At 56.2% G+C, this 18899-nt stretch carries 14 protein-coding genes; 9 read left to right on the top strand and 5 right to left on the bottom strand.

The window, feature by feature from the left end:
* The first annotated feature begins 115 nt into the window (after positions 1-115).
* Positions 116-934: a phosphodiesterase gene (locus ACE3NW_RS01445; protein ID WP_374279599.1), complete on the top strand. Its 819-nt coding sequence runs from the start codon at positions 116-118 to the stop codon at positions 932-934.
* Between the two features lie 95 nt (positions 935-1029).
* On the opposite strand, the gene ACE3NW_RS01440 is transcribed toward ACE3NW_RS01445, so the two are convergent.
* The 3 genes from ACE3NW_RS01440 to ACE3NW_RS01430 all read right to left on the bottom strand — a co-directional run bounded on the left by ACE3NW_RS01440 (position 1030) and on the right by ACE3NW_RS01430 (position 6440).
* On the bottom strand, positions 1030-2643 hold the full coding sequence (locus ACE3NW_RS01440; RefSeq protein ID WP_374279598.1) for an aldehyde dehydrogenase family protein: 1614 nt from the start codon (positions 2641-2643) through the stop codon (positions 1030-1032).
* Between the two features lie 98 nt (positions 2644-2741).
* Positions 2742-4307, bottom strand: a complete 1566-nt coding sequence (locus ACE3NW_RS01435; protein WP_374279597.1) for a carboxylesterase/lipase family protein — start codon at positions 4305-4307, stop codon at positions 2742-2744.
* A gap of 408 nt (positions 4308-4715) precedes the next feature.
* On the bottom strand, positions 4716-6440 hold the full coding sequence (locus ACE3NW_RS01430) for a methyl-accepting chemotaxis protein (RefSeq protein WP_374279596.1): 1725 nt from the start codon (positions 6438-6440) through the stop codon (positions 4716-4718).
* Positions 6441-7176: 736 nt separating this feature from the next.
* On the opposite strand from ACE3NW_RS01430, the gene ACE3NW_RS01425 reads away from it, so the two are divergent.
* From ACE3NW_RS01425 to ACE3NW_RS01405, 5 genes are all read left to right on the top strand, one after another.
* Complete coding sequence (locus tag ACE3NW_RS01425; protein WP_374279595.1) at positions 7177-8178, top strand: glutamate synthase; 1002 nt, start codon at positions 7177-7179, stop codon at positions 8176-8178.
* The gene (locus tag ACE3NW_RS01420; RefSeq protein WP_374279594.1) at positions 8166-9797 is read left to right on the top strand and encodes a glutamate synthase-related protein; all 1632 of its coding nucleotides are present in this window, start codon (positions 8166-8168) and stop codon (positions 9795-9797) included. Before ACE3NW_RS01425 ends, ACE3NW_RS01420 begins: the two co-directional genes overlap by 13 nt.
* Positions 9798-9817: 20 nt before the next feature.
* The gene (locus tag ACE3NW_RS01415; RefSeq protein ID WP_374279593.1) at positions 9818-12115 is read left to right on the top strand and encodes an FAD-dependent oxidoreductase; all 2298 of its coding nucleotides are present in this window, start codon (positions 9818-9820) and stop codon (positions 12113-12115) included.
* A gap of 204 nt (positions 12116-12319) precedes the next feature.
* Complete coding sequence (locus ACE3NW_RS01410) at positions 12320-12829, top strand: nitroreductase family protein (protein ID WP_374279592.1); 510 nt, start codon at positions 12320-12322, stop codon at positions 12827-12829.
* Positions 12830-12862: 33 nt separating this feature from the next.
* Entirely contained in the window at positions 12863-13429 is a 567-nt protein-coding gene (locus tag ACE3NW_RS01405) for an N-acetyltransferase family protein (protein ID WP_374279591.1), read from the top strand.
* A 123-nt stretch (positions 13430-13552) separates the two neighbouring features.
* Here ACE3NW_RS01405 and gdhA read toward each other — a convergent pair whose 3' ends face one another.
* Entirely contained in the window at positions 13553-14902 is a 1350-nt protein-coding gene (gene gdhA / locus ACE3NW_RS01400; protein WP_374279590.1) for an NADP-specific glutamate dehydrogenase, read from the bottom strand.
* A gap of 208 nt (positions 14903-15110) precedes the next feature.
* Positions 15111-16484 carry an NAD(P)/FAD-dependent oxidoreductase gene (locus ACE3NW_RS01395; RefSeq protein WP_374279589.1) on the bottom strand — a complete coding sequence of 458 codons (1374 nt, stop codon included), beginning with the start codon at positions 16482-16484 and terminating at the stop codon, positions 15111-15113.
* A 46-nt stretch (positions 16485-16530) separates the two neighbouring features.
* Here ACE3NW_RS01395 and ACE3NW_RS01390 point away from each other — a divergent pair, with 46 nt between their 5' ends.
* The 3 genes from ACE3NW_RS01390 to brnQ all read left to right on the top strand — a co-directional run bounded on the left by ACE3NW_RS01390 (position 16531) and on the right by brnQ (position 18887).
* Positions 16531-16743, top strand: a complete 213-nt coding sequence (locus ACE3NW_RS01390; RefSeq protein WP_374279588.1) for a hypothetical protein — start codon at positions 16531-16533, stop codon at positions 16741-16743.
* A 142-nt stretch (positions 16744-16885) separates the two neighbouring features.
* On the top strand, positions 16886-17314 hold the full coding sequence (locus ACE3NW_RS01385) for a molybdopterin-binding protein (RefSeq protein ID WP_374279587.1): 429 nt from the start codon (positions 16886-16888) through the stop codon (positions 17312-17314).
* 271 nt (positions 17315-17585) lie between these two features.
* Entirely contained in the window at positions 17586-18887 is a 1302-nt protein-coding gene (brnQ, locus tag ACE3NW_RS01380; protein ID WP_374279586.1) for a branched-chain amino acid transport system II carrier protein, read from the top strand.
* Positions 18888-18899 lie beyond the last annotated feature (12 nt).

Genomic DNA, 18899 nt, shown 5'->3' with positions numbered 1-18899 from the left:
TTTGCGATTGTTACATTACAGCCAGATATGTTACAGTTTTGTGACAAACTTTGGTTGACTGCAACTTCCCAAAGCGATTAGAGATATTCGTTAATACAATGACTGGAGGAGCGACATGCTCGTAGCGCAAATATCGGATCTGCACGTGGCAGAAGGGCGCGGGCTGGCATTCAATGTTGCCGATGGTGCGCTGTTGCTTGAAAAGACAGTTGCGCATCTGGCAACGCTGCCGCAACAGCCCGATTGTGTGGTGGTAAGCGGTGATATTTCTGTAAACGGTCAGTCTGGCGGCTATGCCCTTGTGGCCGAAGCGCTGGGCACGCTTGCCATGCCGGTGTTTGTGTTGCCCGGCAACCATGACCGGCGCGAGAATCTTGTGGCAGGCCTCGCCCCTTATTGCCCGGCTGACCCGGCTGTTGCGCCTTATCTGTGCTATACCGTAGAAGATTACCCGCTGCGGCTCGTGTTTTTTGATGCGACCCGCCCCGGCTCACATTCCGGCCATTTTGATGCCCCTGTGGCCGCATGGCTTGAAAAGACGCTGGCAGCGCAGCCCGGCAGACCCACCCTTGTGTTAACGCACCATCCGCCATTTTTGACGGCACTGGGCGTTATGGATGAACCCTACGAGAACGCCGAAGGGCTTGGGCATATCTTGCAGAAGTATCCCAATGTGCGCTTGTGCTGCGGGCATCTGCACCGCCATATGTTTACCGTGTGGCACGGCGTGGCGGCGCTCACGGCCCCGCCAGTATGCATGCACATAGTGCCCGATTTTTGCCCCACTGGCGGCGATGCCTTTACGGATGAAGCCCCGGCATTTTTGCTGCACCACTTTGTGGATGGCCGGGTAAACACCCACTACTGCCGTGTGCCCGGTGATTTTGCCGAGCGTGGGCCCTTCAGTTTTTCTCATCCGCCAAAGCTGGCTTGATGGCCTGATTGTGTTGGATATCTACAGTAAAAAAGGCCGCTTACGCGGCCTTTAAAGTTTAACTTTAACTTTCAGTTTTTCAGCTGTTTCAGCCTCTAGAACAGAAAATCTGTGGAAAGGAAGTTGGATTTTCTGTTGCGCACAATGTCTGAAACCAGCGCCTTGTTGGGGGCAGAGCCCTTGGCCGCCACAAGCGTGCGGATGGAGAAGGCGCGCAGCGCATCGCTGACAGAGAGCGTGCCCTCGGCAGAGTCTTTGCGGCCTGTGAAGGGGAAGGTATCCGGCCCACGCTGGCACTGGCTGTTGATGTTGACGCGGCATACCTGATTGACCATGGGATCGATAAGCGAGGCCACGGCATCGGGATCTGTGCCAAATATGCTGGCCTGCTGGCCGAAAGGCGAGGCGATTACGGCTTCTGCGGCTTCAGACACGTCGTTGTACGAAACCACGGGCACGAGAGGCGCAAACTGCTCCTCGGTGTGCAGGCGCATTTCTGCGGTTATCCCAGCCATGAGGGTGGGGTAGTACAGGGTGCGGTTGCAGGTTCCGCCGTGCGGGTTGGCAATGCGGGCCCCCTTGGCAAGGGCATCATCCACCAGTTCGCGCAACTCGTCCACCTTGCCGGGCACGGGCAGCGGGGTGATCTTGACGCCCGGCATCCACGGCAGGCCCATGGGCAGGGCGGCAATGGCCTGGCTGAACTTTGCCAGAAATTCCTCGATGCGCGAAGCGTGTACATAAAAAATCTTGAGGGCCGTGCAGCGCTGCCCGTTAAAACTCAGCGCGCCCGTTACTGCCTCTGAAACAGTCAGATCCATATCTGCGCAGGGCAGCACAATACCCGCATTTTTTGCGTCCAGCCCAAGCACGCAGCGCAGCCTGTGGGGTGAGGGATGGTGACGGCGCAGGGCATCGGCAGCCTTGCTAGAGCCGATAAAGGCCAGCACGCTGATCTGCCCCGATTCCAGCGCGGGAATGGCCACGCGCCTGTCGCCAAACAGAATGTTCACCACCCCGGCGGGGAAGCATTCTGCAAAGGCCTCAAGCAGAGGCGCATACAGCAGCTTGCCTATGCGCGGCGTTTTGACGATCACCGGGTTGCCCATGATCAGCGCGGGTAAGAGCGTGGTGAAGGTTTCGTTGAGGGGGTAGTTGTATGGCCCCATGCACAGCACCGGCCCAAGCGGGGCGCGGCGTATCTGGGCGTAGATGCCGCTTTCGATCACAAAGCGGGAAGAGGCGCGGTCGAGGTCTTTGAGCGCGTCTACCGTGGCGCGGATGTAGTCCACGGTGCGGTCGAATTCGGCGCGGCAATCGTTGAGCGGCTTGCAGATTTCCCACACCATGAGCCGCACCACTTCTTCGCGCACGGCAGCCATGCGGCGGGCGAATTCTTCCACTCTGGCAATACGGTCTTCAACGCGCATGGTGGGCCACGCGCCACGGCCATTGTCCCAGGCCTTGCTCACGGCTTCCACCGCTGCCAGCGATTCTGCCTCGGTCAGTTCGGGGCACGAGCCGATAACGCGCTGCTCGCCGTTGACATACAGGGGCGAGGTGACCGTGCGCATGGGGCCGTTCCATTCCAGCAGCTGGCCGCCAATGAGGTAACGGCGCTCGTCCAGACGCGCAAGGGCGCAATCATCGGGTACGCTGTCCACATCCGGCGAAAAACCGGCGCTGGGCAGGCTTGATATATCTGTCATGCATTTCTCCTGAACCTTCGCGTGAAGGGGTTGAACTTGATTGTGTGGTGCAAAGGGTATGGAGCCTCGCAGATCATGTCAATGCTGATGGGTGCAACCTACTGGTACAGCTGAATATCCTTCCACACCTCGTACACCCTGTTGTGCGGATTTGATTCCACAGAATTGTTCTGGTCAAAAATATAGGTGAGCCGCCTTGACGGCTCATACAGCGGCCATGCGGGGGTAATGCCTGTGCCGTTGGGGTCGCCCGTTTTGACAAAATTCAGCCACGCCCCGTGCATGGACTGCGTAAGTTCTTTGCGACGCCCCGAAGGCGTAAGCAGCCAGAAAGGATGGTCGTTGGTGGCAAGAGCCGTGGAAATTTCCGTTGAATGGGCCGCGCCCAGCATCAGCAGTTCTGGCAGCAGAGGGGCGTAGTCAAAACGGTACACATAGGTGCTGGCAAAGGCGCTCTGCACATCGGCGCATTTGACCATATCCACCACAAATGCGCGGTCGCCAGCCAGAGAGGTCATTTTTTTCATGCCTTTTTCAGCGGCGTAAAGGTCTGTGACAGCAGGAATACTGGCCGCAGCGCCGTTATCGCGCAGCATTTTTTCCACCTGTTGCCAGTTTTTGGGCAGCAGGCCCAACAGGGCAAACAGTGTGCCCTCGTTGCGGTTTGTACCCAGAATAACCTTTACATCGCGGGCATTGCCCTGCGCCATGGCTTCCCACGGGTGCAGGGGCAGCAGATCATCCTTGACCGGGCCGGGCATGAATATGCCGGGGTGGCGGCGGGGGCCTTCCTTGAGCGTGAATGTGGCCGCCGCAAGCATATCCTGCGCGGGCATATCAAGCAGCTTGTTTATGTCGGTGCGCGGGTTGATGCCAAGCTTTTCAAAAAATATGGCATTGTTCATCTCAACCATGCGCCGGGATTCGGTATTTCCCGTTACGCCGCTTTCTGAAATGGCCTTCTGAAAAAGCCCCCTGGCAGCTGGTGATGCCAGCATGTTGTACACGCCCGTGCCGCCAGCAGATTCGCCAGCAATGGTGACGTTGTCGGGGTCGCCGCCGAATGCGGCAATGTTCTCGCGCACCCATCGCAGGGCGGCAATCTGGTCTGAAACGCCGCAGTTGGATTCAAACCTGCTGCCGTACATGGAAAAATCGTAGAAACCCAGGGGGCCGACGCGGTAGTTGAAATTGACAAAGACCACGCCATCCCTGGCAAACGATGTGCCGTCGTACATGGGGTCGCTGCCTTCGCCCATGTGGTACGCGCCGCCGTAAATCCAGACAAATACGGGCAGTTTGCTGCCCTGTGCGGCAGCCTGCGGAGCCCATACATTGAGGTAAAGGCAGTCTTCGCTGGCGGGTACGCGTGAGCGCTCAAGCCCAAACATGTTCATGTACTGTATGGGTTTGTTGCCAAAGGCTACGCATTTTTTTACGCCCTGCCAGGGCTGCGGCGGCTGGTTGCGCCGAAAGCGCAGCTCGCCCACCGGCGGCGCGGCATAGGGAATGCCAAGCCACGTTTTAACGCCAGAGGCAGCAAAGCCCTGCACCTCGCCATACCTGGTGGATGCAAGGGTATCAGCAGAAATTTCATGCCGGGATACGGGACGGGCGCAGGCACACAAGAGCATTACCACCAGGATGAGGGTGCAGTTTTTCATAGGGGTTTCCAGTTCAACTCAGCCAACTGACACCCTAAACAATGACGCACCCAGGTTCTTATCAGTGATTCACCCATTTCAATTTTCATGAACACTCCTGATATCTGATTGGTCTGTTGCAGAGATTGCCAGCAGGGCAGATCGTTATGGATATTTTGTTTCTATCCATCAAGCATGTAGAAATAGTAAATAATGAAATTGTATATCAGGCAAGTCTATACTGGCCGTGGCTGCAACCATTGGGTTGGTTTGCAGCAAAGGCTCTTGCAGGGCGCATATGAAACATGCTTCTTTTGCCATCATAATATATTAATTATATTGAATTTTTATCCATCAAAATGAAGGTTCCCGGTCTGCGCTGGTGGCGCAAACCGGGAACCTCTCAATGTATCAGATGAATGGTCGGGCTTAGCCTTGCTGCATCTCCTGAATCAGGGCAGCGAGTTTTTTGGCCTGTTCGGTGAGGTCGGCAACTGCTGTTGAGGCCTGGCTCATGGCCTCGGCGGTAAGGCGCGATACCTCGTTGACCTCAACTATGCTGCGGTTGATTTCTTCGCTGGCTGCGGACTGTTCTTCGCTGGCTGCGGCAATGGCATTGACCTGATCCGCCGTGGCGGTGACAACATCAACAATGCCCCGCAGCGCCTCGCCAGATTGCCCGGCAAGGCCCGTTGCAACGCCGATGGAGCCCACGGCGTTTTCAACACCCTTCATGCTCTTGGCGGTGCTGTCCTGAATGGCCTGGATGGCCTTGGCCACATCGCTGGTTGAAACCATGGTTTTTTCTGCCAGCTTGCGCACCTCGTCGGCCACCACAGCAAAGCCACGGCCAGCATCGCCCGCGCGGGCCGCCTCAATGGCGGCATTGAGGGCCAGCAGGTTGGTCTGGTCGGCTATGTCTGAAATAACGCCCATGATCTGGTTGATGGCCTGCGCATGTTCGCTCAGGCGGGTCATGTCTTCCTTGAGCGAAAGCGAGTGATTTTGCACTTCGGTAATGCTGTTTACGGCGTCCTGCACTACCTTTGCGCCTGCCAGGGCCTTGTCGCGGGTTTCCAGCGATGCGCTGGAGGCAAGGCCTGCGTTTCGGGCCACATCCTGCACGGTGGCGTTCATTTCATTCATGGCGGTGGCAGCGCCGGCCAGCCGCTTTGACGATTCCTCGGCGCCTTCGTCCGAGCGCTGAATCTGATGCGAAAGCTCAGAAGAAGCAGCGGAGAGGGCGTGGGCAATGGATTCCAGCTGCTGGGCTGCTGCCAGCATGCCTTCCCGCCGGGCCGATTCTGCCCGCAGCTTGGCCTCTTCGGCTGCTGTCTGGGCCACCTTGGCGTGGGCGAGGGCCTCGTCTGCCTGGCGGGTTTTGTCTGCCGCTTCCTGAATGCGGCCATGCAGATTTTCGATCATCATGCCGAGAGAACTGTTGAGTCTGCGGATTTCAAGCGGACAGGATGCCTTGAGCTGGGGCAGGGCAGCCTCATTGCCCTCGGCGACCTTTTCGGCCTCGGCGGTGATCTGCCGCAAGGGCACGCAGATGATACGCGTGATCAGCCAGGCAAAAGCCAGAATGATGGCGAGCAAACCGCTACAGATGAGCAGCTCCAGGTTGTCGTAATGGTCGTTGCGTTCCGAAACCAGATTGGCAACACGGGTACGCTCGGCCTCTACGCTGTCAATGTACACGCCAGTGCCGATGATAACGTCGGTACCGGGTATCAGACGTGTGTAGGCAAGTTTGGGCTGCACGCCAGCGCCGGGCTTGTCAAAACGGTAGGCCACAAAGCCACCGCCCTTTTTGCCAGCCTCGATGAGCTCGCGTATGAAATAAACACCGTCTGTGTCTTTGAGATCAATAAGATTTTTCCCGTTGCCCGATTTGTTGGTGGGCACATTTACGCGAACGCCGTCTGTCTTGTACGTAAAGAGGTAACCCTCATCATTGGGAAAAAAACGCTGATAGTCTGTATATTTTTCGATGAGGGCGTATTGTTCTTTGGGGTCTGTAACCCCTTTGAGCCTGTCGGCAATATCTTGTGCCGCCACATCAACAACGCTTTTCAGGCCATATTCGTATTTTGACTGTAATGCAGACGACAGCTGCGGGATTGTTACTTCTGTAAAAACAAGTGTGGACATGTGTGTGCTGGTCAAAGAAAGAGTCGCCATACCCACAACAAACACACCGCAAAGGGTTACAAGCCACATCCGGACATTCATGATCTACCTCTCATGGCGATTGACTATACCTTGCCAGTATTCTCACCATATATGCGCTAGATTATTCTGAATTTATTAAGTTCTTTTGGGTGTAGTCTAAATTAAATATCGGCCACTGCTAATATTTTGTTATGGCAATATGGCAAATTTGTAAAAAATTTGTTCGAATAATAATGTTCTGGCAAGTATATATAATTTTCTAGATAAAGAATTTATTCACCACATATTTTCGCACTGCGGTGATGCTGCTGAACTTTTTGCAGGAAATGGACATTTTATTCTTGCCCATCGTAACAGTTTGTAGCAAACTCATTTTCCCCCCTGCGCCAGAGGCCGAACGCAACCGCCAGTGTGGGCCCGCCGGTTGGAGCGCAGAGGCTGTCTTTTTGACAGTCGCTACCGCTTCGGCTTGTGGTGCGTTTTGGCCACGTCTTCTGACAACGCCAAAAGTCTGTCAACTTTGCACCCCAATTATGAGGGTTCAACGCGTCTATTGTAGCCCTGTTTGCGGCTGGTCTTCAACTGACGCATTTTCCTGAGGTTATCAGCTATGTGCAGAATTGGTTCCATCAAGAGCAAGACGCCTGTGCCCCCCTCTATGGCGCTCAATCTAATGCTGCCGCAGCAGGAAGGGCATGACAATTCAGGTTTTGCTATGGTTATGCAGGATCTGGAAGGCGTGTTTAGCCACTACAAGGACAAACCCCTGCTTTCATTGGCCTGTACCCCAGAGGGTGTGCAACTGGTCAACGATTATATGGAAGAAAAGGGTTTTGTTCAGGTGGCTCAGTGGGTCCCTGAGGTGGACAAACGCCCCGGCCTGAAGATTCAGGCCATGCCCCGGTATGTCTTTCGCAACTACGACTACCCTGAAGAATATCGCACCCGTAGTCAGGAAGAACGCGAAGATCTGCTGCTGGACACGCGCCTTGAGTTGAGGGCTTTGCTGGCCGAAAAGCAGAATGGCTTTTGCTATTCCTTCTGGCCCGATGTGCTGACCCTTAAAGAAATTGGCGATCCTGCCGACATAGCTGTCTATTTTCGACTATGGAACAACGATGGCCGCCTGACTGCGCGCAACATCGTTACCCAGTGCCGTCAAAACACTAATTACGCGATTGTGCGTTATGCCGCACACCCCTTCTTTTTGCAGGGATATACCGTGTGCGCCAATGGTGAAAACACGTTTTTTACCAAGAACAAAGAATTTCAAAAGTCGCTGCACAGAGGTTATGTGGGTTTTGAATCTGACTCGCAAAACTTTTTGTACACGCTGCACTACATTTTGCATGAGCTGCGTTGGCCCATCAAGTATTACAAGCACGTTATCACGCCCCTGCCTTTTGTGGAGGCAGAGCAGCGTGCCGACCGCAAGGTGCTGAATCTTATCCGTGAATCCCTTGCGCACCTGGAGATCAACGGCCCCAACACCATCATCGGCCTTCTGCCCGACGGCAAGATGATCACCTGCTGCGACTCAAAAAAGCTGCGGCCCGTTGTTGTGGGCGGAAACTCGGAAATGGTGGCCATCGCCTCCGAGGTCTGCGGTCTGAACGCCATCATGCCCGACCGCGACATCTCTAAAGATATCTACCCCCATGAGCGGGAGATGGTGGTTATTGACAACGATTTGGCGGTGCAGCGATGGAATCAGTAAGAACTCAGGACGTCAGCGTTAACGACCTGCGCTGGAAGATAGAATACCGCCCCGATTTGTGTACCATGTGCGGCTCGTGCGTGGCGGCGTGTACTTTCAACGCTATTGAAGTGGGCATGATGCGCCGCAGCATCACCCTTTCACGCAAGGCCTTTCCCGACCCCACGCAGGAACACTCCGCGCGGCCGGTCATCATGCAGAAGGCCAACATTCCCAGTGCCTGCGTTGGTTGCGGCATGTGCGAAAAAATATGCCCCAACGCGGCCATCAAACCCGTGCGGAACCAGGACACACGCTTTGGCGTGCTGGCGCGTCAGCACGGGCCCATCAAGCGGGGCGGGCGCACCAACCTGAACCCCCCGCGCACGCTCGATTCCATCTTTGTGGGCCGCATCAGCCAGATGACCGACCCCGCGCTGGATTCAGAGCGCCATACCTTTGATATCCGCTCGCCCCTTGGCCGCGTCATGCTTGCCAAGGAGCTGCCCCTGCGTGTGGACGGCGACAGCCTTGTGCTGACCGAGCGCACGCCCCCGGTACACTGGATTTATCCCGCCATCTTCAGCGACATGAGCATTGGCGCGCTTTCTACCCGTGCGTGGGAAGCCATCGCCCTTGCAGCCGCCTATCTTAATGAAAAGTGCGGCATGCCCGTGCGCATGTGCTCTGGCGAGGGCGGCATGCCCATCAAGCTGCTGGAGTCGGATCAGCTCAAGTACATGATCTTGCAGATCGCATCTGGCCACTTTGGCTGGAACCGCATCATCAAGGCCATGCCCCGCATGAAGACCGACCCCGCTGGCGTGCTGATCAAGATCGGCCAGGGTGCAAAACCCGGCGACGGCGGCCTGCTGCCCGCTGCCAAGGTGGCCCCGCACATTCAGGCCATTCGTGGCGTACCCAAGGCAACCCTGCATTCGCCGCCGAACCACCAGGGCCTGTATTCCATTGAAGAATCGGTGCAGAAAATGCACCTTTCGCTCAACGCCGCCTTTGGCTTCCGCGTGCCGGTCGCCATCAAGTGCGCGGCGTCGGCCACCTCTGTTTCCGTTTACAACAACCTGCTGCGCGACCCCTACAAGATCTGCGGCGGTTTCTTCATGGACGGCATTCAGGGCGGCACCGGCGCTGCCAACGAGGTTTCGCTTGAGCACACGGGGCATCCCATTGTTTCAAAGCTGCGCGATTGCTACATGGCGGCCGTGGCCCAGGGTCTTCAGGGGCAGATTCCCCTGTGGGCGGGCGGCGGTATCGGCCTTACCGGCAATGCGGCGGCAGATGCCTTCAAGATGATCTGCCTTGGCGCCAACGGCGTTATCATCGGCAAGATTCTCATTCAGTTGCTGGGCTGCGTCGGCAATGAACATGGCCGCTGCAACGCCTGTAACACCGGCAAATGTCCCACGGGCATATGCACCCAGGATCCGCGTCTGGTCAAAAGGCTTGATGTGGACAGGGGCGCACAGAACATTGTGGACTACATGCTGGCCTTTGACTCCGAACTGCGCAAACTGCTGGCCCCGGTGGGCAACAGCTCGCTGCCGGTTGGGCGTTCTGACGCCCTGGTTACCACGGATAAGGCTGTGGCCGACAAGCTGGATATCCAGTACGCCTGTTAGACATTGGCGAGGAGCAGAACATGCTGCGCGTTAGCACGGTAGACGAACACAAGCGCATGTCCACCCAGGATCTGCTGCTGGCTATTGAAGCCGCAGTTGAGAAGGGTGAGACTGACTTTTATATTGAGGCTTCGGGCCAGCACGATATCGGTGGCCCCCTTTGGAACAAGGAAGGCAAAAAGCTTACCTTCAAGGTTAAAAACCCCGGTCAGCGGGTGGGCTCCATGTGCCTGCCCAATACCGAAATTCTGGTTGAAGGCTCTGCCTCGGCAGACGTGGGCTGGCTGAACGCGGGCGGGCGCATTGTGGTGCGTGGCGACGCGGGCGACACTGCGGCCCACTGCGCTGCGGCGGGTACTGTCTATGTGGGGGGCCGCGCGGGTACGCGTACTGGCTCGCTCATGAAGCACGACCCCCTTTATGAAGCTCCCGAACTGTGGGTGCTCAAGAGCGTGGGCAGCTTTTCGTTCGAGTTCATGGGCGGCGGCAAGGCTGTTGTCTGTGGGCACGACTGCCAGGGCCTTGCCTCTGTTATGGGCGAACGCCCCTGCGTAGGCATGGTGGGCGGTGCGGTTTATTTTCGCGGTGCTGTGGGCCAGCTGCCCAAGGACGTGCGCGTTAATGAACTGGACGAAGAAGACATTGCCTGGCTTGATACTGGCCTTGATGACTTTTTGATGGCCATTGACCAGCCCAGCCTGCGCAACGAGCTGTGTGACTGGAGCCAGTGGCGCAAAATCACCCCCCTCATGTTTGAGGAACGCGGCCAGAAGGAAGTAGTGAGCCTTGGGCAGTTCCGTGGCAAGGAATGGATCGCCAGCGGTATTTTCAGCGATGTTGCCCCCGATGACTTTATGGTCAACGGGCTGGTGGCGCGCGGCGATTACCGCCTGCGTGTGCCCATGTGGCAAAACGCCGCCTTTGCCGCACCTTGCGAATTCAACTGCCCGGCCTCCATTCCCACGCAGCGCAGACTTAACCTTCTGCGTGAAGGGAATGTGGACGCAGCCTACCGCATGGTGCTGGATTACACACCGTTTCCCGGTTCCGTGTGCGGCAGTGTGTGCCCCAACCCCTGCATGCAGAGCTGCACGCGCACCGATCTCGACAGCCCTGTGCAGATCGGCAAGCTTGGCTCGTTCTCTGCCGATATAAAGGTAGAAAAGCCCAAAACCCGTACCGGCAAGCACATTGGTGTTATCGGCGGCGGCGTGGGCGGCCTGACAGCGGCCTGGCAGCTTGCCCGCATGGGACACGACGTAACCGTGTACGAAGCCGATTCCGTCATGGGCGGCAAGCTCGAACAGGTTATTCCCCGTGCGCGTCTCAACCATGACCTTCTGCGCAAGGAACTCAAGCGCATTGAAGACATGGGCGTGACCTTTGTAAACAACTGCCCCGTGGACGCCAAAAAGTTTGCGGAGCTGCGCAAAAAGCATGCTGCCCTGGTGGTTGCCACCGGCGGGCATGTGCCGCGCATCTTCCCCTGGCCGGGACACGAAAAGATCGTGGCCGGTATAGACTTTTTGAAGGCCGTCAACAGGGGCGAAAAGCCCGCCGTGCCCGACAGCGTGATTGTTATCGGCTGCGGCAATGCGGGTATGGACGCCGCTGTGGGCGCATACGCCATGGGTGCCAAGCAGGTGACCTGCATAGACGTGCAGAAGCCCGCTGCCTTTGCCCACGAAATCGAGCATGTTGAAGCCCTTGGCGGCAAGCTTGTCTGGCCTGTGCAGACCAAGGAAGTCACCGACAACGGCATCATCAGCCAGGAAGGCACGCTCATTCCCGGCAAGATGGTCATTATCACCATTGGTGAATCGCCCGACCTTTCCTTCCTGCCCGAAGGGCTGGAAAAGTTCCGCGAATGGATCGTGCCCAAGCCCGATCTCAGCATCATGGACGGTGTGTTTGCCGTTGGTGACGTGATCAAACCCGGCCTGCTCGTGCATGCCATCGGCACTGGCCGCGATGCTGCCCTTGCCGCCGATGCCTGGGTTAAGGGCGAAAGCTATACCCCTGAAAAGAAACAGCTTGTGCCTTCAACCCGGCTGCACACGGCCTATTTTGCCAAGTGCCACGACCGCGATCTGCCCACGCCGCAGGATGAATTCTCCCGTTGCGTGAGCTGTGGTACGTGCCGCGATTGCAAAATGTGCCTCAAATCCTGCCCGGAAAAGGCCATCGACCGCAAGGAAACCGCCGGCGGCGGATTCGAGTACGTCTCTGATCCTGCCCGCTGCATTGGTTGCGGCATTTGCTCTGGCATCTGCCCCTGCGGTATCTGGACCATGTACCCCAACTGGGACATGAGCTAGTATGTAAGCATGCCTGAGCCATCAGGCATCTGGTTACAGCATTCAGCCCCCTTTCACCCGATTGAACCGGGACTGAAAGGGGGCTTTTGTTTGCACCCCGCAACCAGCAGCGCGGCAGATTGAACGCCGATTTTGCGCCGCATCAACCGCAGATGCCCCCCGTGTGTGCCCCAGGGCATTGGGCGCAGCAGAAAGGAGTTTGTTATGGATGTTTTTGAAGCCCTGTTTACACGCCGCAGCATACGCAAGTTTACTGCCGACCCCGTGAGCGATGCAGATTTGCAGCTGGTGCTCAAGGCGGCCATGTGCGCGCCCAGTGCGCACAACAAGCAGCCCTGGCATTTTGTTGTGGTGCGCGAAAAATCCCTGTTGGCTGCCATTGCAGAGCGCCACCCCTATGCCAAAATGGCCGCAGAAGCACCGGTGGTTGTGGTTGTGTGCGCCAACCCCGACGAGGCCAAAACCCCTGATTACTGGCAGCAGGATTGCAGCGCAGCTCTTGAAAATATGCTGATCGCGGCGCGCGGCCTGAATCTTGGTACTGTGTGGTGCGGTATGTATCCCTTTGAAGACCGCGTTGAACCCATACGCGAGCTGCTCAAGGTTCCCGCGCAGATCAACATGCTTGGGCTCGTGGTCATGGGGCATCCGGCACAGCCCTTCAGTGAGGCTGATCGCTTCAACGAGAGCAAGATTCACCTCAACGGCTGGTAGGCCTGGCCTGGCTGCAAGGCAGGGTAAAGTGTGATGAGTACATTATTCCCGGTGTCGGCTGGAGTCAGTACCGCCAAGGTTGTGGTGGAAGACGCACGGCAACAGGATATGGCCGCCGTGCAGGCCATCTATGCCCCGCACGTGTTGCAGGGGCTGGCTACTTTTGAGGAACAGCCGCCGGATGTGGACGAGATGGCCCGGCGGCGCGAGGCCGTGATTTCGCTCGGCTTGCCGTTTTTGGTTGCGCGACAGGGCGGGGCTGTTGTGGGGTACTGCTATGCCGGGCTTTATGGTTCGCGCTCTGCCTTTCGTTACTGCCTTGAGGATTCCATATATGTGGATGCTCACTGTCATGGTCGCGGCATTGGGCATGCCCTGCTGCAAGAGCTTATTGCCCGCTGCGAGCAGGGCCCGTGGCGGCAGATGATTGCGGTGGTTGGGCACAGCGGCAACGCGGGCTCCATAGCCCTGCACGCCAGTTTGGGTTTTCAGCACATGGGTGCGCTGCGCAGTGTTGGCTACAAGCTGGGGCAGTGGGTCGATATCGTGCTTATGCAGCGCCCGCTTGGGCTGGGCGATGCCTCTCGTCCCTGTGATTGATTCTTTCAGCAATGCGGCAGCGCAGATAAAAGCCTGTTGCGTTGGGATGCCGCCTCTTCAGGCATTCCAGCGCAACAGGCTTTTTTGCATGCACCGCTCCGGCGCATGTGCAAGGCAGGCTGTTTACAGGCCCAGGGCAAGCATGGCTTCAGCCACCTTGCGGAAGCCCGCAATATTTGCTCCCATCACAATGTTGCCGGCATGGCCGAATTCGGCGGCGGTAGCTGCGGCATTGTGGTGAATATCATACATGATGTGCCGCAACTGGTTGTCCACCCGCTCAAAGGTCCAGCGCTGCATGCTGGCATTCTGGGCCATTTCAAGCTGGCTTACCGACACACCGCCAGCATTGGCGGCCTTGGCAGGGCCATAGGCAATACCAGCGGCTATAATGGCGTGTACCGCCTCAAGCGTTGAGGGCATGTTTGCGCCTTCGGCAATGCAGGCGCACCCGTTGGCCAGCAGGGTTTGAGCATCGGCAAGGTTCAGCTCGTTTTGTGTCGCGCAGGGAAAGGCCGCAAAGCAGGGCACGTTCCACACGGCATTGCGGCCTTCGGGATAAGCCTTTACGGGCGTGTAGGTCGCTGTAGAAACCAGCTCCGCATAGCGGGTGAGAGGCTTGCGCTCAATTTCTTTCACCTGTTTGAGCACATCAAGCCTGATGCCTTCCGCATCGTAGATCATGCCCGATGAATCGGAAACCGTCACAGGCTTTGCGCCCACCTGAATAAGCTTTTCGCAGCAGTGGATTGCCACGTTGCCCGCGCCGGAAACAGTGCAGACCTTGCCCTCAAGGTTTTGCCCGCCTGCCTCAAGCATGGCCTGGGCGAAATACACCGCGCCGTAGCCCGTAGCTTCGGGCCGGGCCAGCGATCCACCAAAAAGCAGATTTTTACCGGTAAGCACACCTTCGTAGCGGCGGGTGAGGCGTTTGTATTGCCCAAAAAGAAAGCTGATCTCCTGGCTGCCCACGCCAATGTCGCCCGCAGGCACGTCCACCGTGGGGCCAATATGGGTGCAAAGCTCGGTCATGAAGGCCTGACAGAAGCGCATGATTTCCATCTTTGATTTGCCCTTGGGGTTGAAATCAGAGCCGCCCTTTGCGCCGCCGATGGCCAGACCCGTGAGGGAATTTTTGAAAATCTGTTCAAAACCAAGAAATTTCAGCAGGCCCTGGTTCACGCTTGGGTGAAACCGCAGGCCGCCCTTGAATGGGCCAAGGGCCGAGTTGAACTGCACCCTATAGCCACGGTTTACCTGCACTTGCCCGGAGTCGTCCATCCACTGCACGCGGAAGGAAACACAGCGTTCAGGCTCCGTAATCCGCTCAAGAATTTTCATCTTTGCGTATTCCGGCTTTTTACACAGGATAGGTTGCAGACTTTGCAACACTTCTTGTACTGCCTGCAAAAAAACGGGCTCGTGAGGATATGTTTCTTTAAGGTTGTTCAGCACTCGTTCCACATAGGCCATTTTGCTCTCCTGATAGGGGGGATAAGGATTGCACGGAAAAATTTTTGCATAAACCAAACACAAACATTATCATGTTAGACAAGATAGTGCAGTTTGACAAGAATTATACTTGATACTTAATCTGATATGTAAAAATTGGCAAAAGCGAACAAAGCCCCGGTCAGCTTGCGCAGACCGGGGCTTTGCAGGATAGGGCCGAGGGGCAAAATCAGGCGGTAACAACTTCCCTGGGGGCCTCAAGCGCTGCGTGCAGCGCTTCATCAAGGGTTGGGTGGGCAAACATGAAGGCGTGCAGGGCATCGCCATGGTATTGCCCCAAAAGCAAAAGCTGAGCTGCCGTAACAAGGTGCGATACCCCGTGACCCAGCGCAGAAATTCCCGCCAGCGCGCCATTATGCCACACAATTTTCACAAAGCCCGAAGCATCGCCTCCGGCCTGAGCAATGGCGTTGCCCATGAGCTGCGCCCTGGCGACCTCGACCTTGCCGCCGCTGGCCAGGGCCTGCCTTGCGGTAATGCCCACGCGCATGATCTCCAGGCTGCCGTATACGCATGAGGGTATGGGCCCGGAGGCATAGGGGGTCGTTTGCTGGCCAAGAATGTGCCGCGCCACGTAGGCTCCCTGGTGCTCGGCCGCGTGGGCCAGCAGGGTTTGCCCGTTGATATCGCCAATGGCGTACACCGTGGGCGAGGCCATAAGGCACTGGTCAACAGTCACATAACCGCGTGCCTGAAGCGTGCAGCCAGCGCTTTCTGCGCCGAGGCCGTCTGTATTGGGGGTTCTGCCCACGGCCACAAGCGCCTTGGCGGCCGTAAGCTCGCGGCCATCTTCAAGGGCCAGTGTGGCCATGCCATTACTGGTTGTGAGCGATGCAGCCTTGACCCCGGTGATGCCGGTGATGCCGGTCTTGCCAAGCAGTTTGCCCATTTCCAGACCCACATCGGCATCTTCTGTGGGGGCCAGATGCGGGGCGGCTTCAACAATGGTTACCTTGCTGCCCATGGCACTGAAAAAGTCGGCCATTTCAAGGCCAATGGCCCCAGCGCCCACCACAATCAGGCTTTCGGGCACGGCGGCGATGCGCAGCATGTCGGTGCTGTCGAGCACAGCCACATGGTCGGGAGCCATGCCGGGAAAAGCCGCAGATCGCGAACCGCCCGCAAGGATGATGTGCTGCGCGTGCAGGCCCTGGCTGCTGCCATCGGTGCCGGTTACCAGCACTTCGGTGGGGCCGGTGCAGACAGCGCGACCTTCAATAAGGGTAACGCCAAGTTGTTCAAGGCTTTTGCCCAGCGCTTGGGCCGAACCCTTTATAAAGCGCTGAATTCGCTTTTGCAGGGCATCGTAATCCACTTCAATGGATCCCTTTGCCACGCGCTGGCGTTCAAGACCACGCAAAAGCCCCTTGGGCGCGGTAGCCCCAAGCAGAAGCTTGGTGGGGATGCAGCCGCAGTTGAGGCACACGCCACCAAGATGACTGTTTTCAACCAGCGCTACAGATTTTCCACCACGGGCAAGTATGCCTGCGGCCTTGGCACCGCCAGGCCCACCACCGATAACAACAACATCAAATGTATTCATGCTTGCTCCACTATAGGCAAAGAGGCGAACATTATTGGAGAATACCGTGGCCGAGGCAACGGTGAGAGGATGCTGGGCAGTTGCCAATGGCAGGCTGCTGGTTGGCATCCGGCTGGCATGGTACGGTGTCTTCAAAGAATTGTCATCTGGTGCGTTGCTGAACATACCGGCTTGCCTTGTGGCTGCGGGAAAGTTTGCAAAATTTTTCGCAAAATCAAGCTTTTATCACAATAGTGAACATATAACTATCTATAATTAAAGTAAAATTTTAACTTTTTATGTTATGGTGTGTGTGGTTGGTTATTTTTTTGCAGAAATTGTAGGGTCTACTCATGCAATGCGGAGGAATACCTCCCCCCGTGTGTTATGATAATCACTCCGCACAACTTAAGGAGAATAATATGGAAACCAGTGCAAGAAACGTTTTTAGCGGCAAGGTTGTTGCTGTAAATTCTGGTGCAGTAAATGATGAAGTTGAACTTGCCGTTGAAGGTGGTATCAACATTGTTGCTTCCATCACCAAGGTAAGCACCAATAATCTTGGCCTCAAGCCTGGTGCCAGTGCCATAGCTCTCATCAAGGCCAGCTTTGTGCTGCTGATGAATGATGCGGACAAGTATCTGCTCTCTACCCGCAACCAGTTTGTTGGCACAGTGAGCAAGGTTACCCCCGGTGCGGTCAACGCAGAAGTTATCGTTGATCTGGCAGACGGTGCTTCCATTGCATCCATCGTAACCATGGGCAGCATCAAAAATCTTGGCCTTGAAGCTGGCAAAAAGGTTACCGCCATTGTTAAGGCCTCGCAGGTTATTCTTGCTGTGCCCAAATAGTGTGACCAATACGAGTTTGTAAGCAGTCGGCTGGCTCGGCCTGCTTGCTTTTGCGGCCCAACTGTTGCTGTACAGTTGGGCCGTCTTGTATTTTGCATAAAATTGTACTGTTAGTTTTTGGATCGTTGCGTACTCGGCATTGCCAGAAAAAAATTGGCGGCAGTGTATGGCCTCGCGTGGCTCATTCTGTTATTTGAGGCGGCGGCTGACGCTTTGGCAATGAGCCATGGCGCACGGAAATGTCGGGTAATAAATTCATTATTGGAAACATATGAACAAAAAACTTGTGCGTGACTCTTTTATAGTTGGTGCGGCGCTATTTTCCATGTTTTTTGGGGCAGGAAATGTTGTTTTTCCTCTCTATATCGGTCTTACAGCGGGCAATCAGTGGTTTACAGGGTTTTTGTGCTACTATGCAGCAGATGTGGGCCTTGCGCTGCTGACCATCTACGCCATGCTTGCATCTGACTGTATAGATCGCAAGGAAGGCCTGTTGCACAGGCTTGGCGGTTTGCCTGCCATGCTTATGATGAGCGCCATCATTTTGTGCATCGGTCCCTTGCTGGCCATTCCACGTACCGGGGCAACGGCTTTTGCCATCTCTTTTGCACCCTTGGGCTATTCCTCAAAGGGCATCAGTCTGGCCAAAGTTCTGTATTCCATAGTGTTTTTTGGCATCTCTACCATTCTTGCCTACCGTGAATCCAACATGGTGGACGCCATTGCCCGTTATCTTTCCCCCATAAAGATTGGCGGCTTTATTCTGATAGTGATTGCGGCTGTGGCCTGGCCCCTTGGGGAAATCAACCCTTCGGTACACGATGCCAACGTGGCCTGGAACAGCATTCTGGCAGGCTATCAAACCCTTGATGTCATGGCTTCGCTGGTGTTTGGTTTTGTGATTGTGAGCGCCCTGAAAAGCAAGGGCTATACTTCTGGTAGCCAGAAGGTGCTCTCGGTGGGGATATCAAGTCTTGTGGCCGGTGCGTTGCTGTTCGTGATCTACTGCGGGCTGTGCTATCTGGGGGCAACGGGTTCTGCCCTGTATCCGGCAGATACGGAAAAAGGCGCTCTGGCGGCCTATCTGGTGGGCGGGCTGTTTGGCCGTGCCAGTAATGTGGTGCTGGCAGTGGTGATGAGTGTTTCGTGCATGGCAACATCTGTGGGGCTTATTGGTACAACGGGAACCTTTATTTCGCAGTTCAGCAAGGGCCGTTTGAGCTATAAATGCGTGGCCGTGTGTACCGGGCTTTTCAGTATGGTGGTTTCAAATGTGGGCCTGGACAGTATTATTGCCTTTGCCGCACCCATACTCACCTTTTTGTACCCAGGCACTCTGGTTGTTATCGTGCTTTCGCTTTTTGACAGGCACATTCGCAACGACAACATCTTTCGGTTTGCCACAGGGGGCGCATTGCTGTGCAGTGGCATAAGCGTGCTGGAAGGCTTTGGCCTGCCCGTTAAGCTGACCTCTAGCCTGCCATTTGAGTCTGTGGGGCTTGGCTGGATTGTTCCCGCCTGCATATTCGGCTTTGTGGGCTGCTTTGTGCGACGAGGCGGGCAAAAAGTATAGCTATTTGTCGAA

The organism is Desulfovibrio sp. (assembly GCF_041907885.1).
Classification (GTDB): domain Bacteria; phylum Desulfobacterota; class Desulfovibrionia; order Desulfovibrionales; family Desulfovibrionaceae; genus Desulfovibrio.
This window is presented reverse-complemented; position numbering and strand designations above follow the sequence as displayed.

What these genes read in the sequence shown, in the direction of transcription:
- ACE3NW_RS01445 (WP_374279599.1), top strand. Translation starts at nt 116, where the DNA reads ATGCTCGTAGCGCAAATATCGGATCTGCACGTGGCAGAAGGGCGCGGG.
- ACE3NW_RS01440 (WP_374279598.1), bottom strand. Translation starts at nt 2,643, where the DNA reads ATGACAGATATATCAAGCCTGCCCAGCGCCGGTTTTTCGCCGGATGTG.
- ACE3NW_RS01435 (WP_374279597.1), bottom strand. Translation starts at nt 4,307, where the DNA reads ATGAAAAACTGCACCCTCATCCTGGTGGTAATGCTCTTGTGTGCCTGC.
- ACE3NW_RS01430 (WP_374279596.1), bottom strand. Translation starts at nt 6,440, where the DNA reads ATGTCCACACTTGTTTTTACAGAAGTAACAATCCCGCAGCTGTCGTCT.
- ACE3NW_RS01425 (WP_374279595.1), top strand. Translation starts at nt 7,177, where the DNA reads ATGGTTATGCAGGATCTGGAAGGCGTGTTTAGCCACTACAAGGACAAA.
- ACE3NW_RS01420 (WP_374279594.1), top strand. Translation starts at nt 8,166, where the DNA reads ATGGAATCAGTAAGAACTCAGGACGTCAGCGTTAACGACCTGCGCTGG.
- ACE3NW_RS01415 (WP_374279593.1), top strand. Translation starts at nt 9,818, where the DNA reads ATGCTGCGCGTTAGCACGGTAGACGAACACAAGCGCATGTCCACCCAG.
- ACE3NW_RS01410 (WP_374279592.1), top strand. Translation starts at nt 12,320, where the DNA reads ATGGATGTTTTTGAAGCCCTGTTTACACGCCGCAGCATACGCAAGTTT.
- ACE3NW_RS01405 (WP_374279591.1), top strand. Translation starts at nt 12,863, where the DNA reads ATGAGTACATTATTCCCGGTGTCGGCTGGAGTCAGTACCGCCAAGGTT.
- gdhA (WP_374279590.1), bottom strand. Translation starts at nt 14,902, where the DNA reads ATGGCCTATGTGGAACGAGTGCTGAACAACCTTAAAGAAACATATCCT.
- ACE3NW_RS01395 (WP_374279589.1), bottom strand. Translation starts at nt 16,484, where the DNA reads ATGAATACATTTGATGTTGTTGTTATCGGTGGTGGGCCTGGCGGTGCC.
- ACE3NW_RS01385 (WP_374279587.1), top strand. Translation starts at nt 16,886, where the DNA reads ATGGAAACCAGTGCAAGAAACGTTTTTAGCGGCAAGGTTGTTGCTGTA.
- brnQ (WP_374279586.1), top strand. Translation starts at nt 17,586, where the DNA reads ATGAACAAAAAACTTGTGCGTGACTCTTTTATAGTTGGTGCGGCGCTA.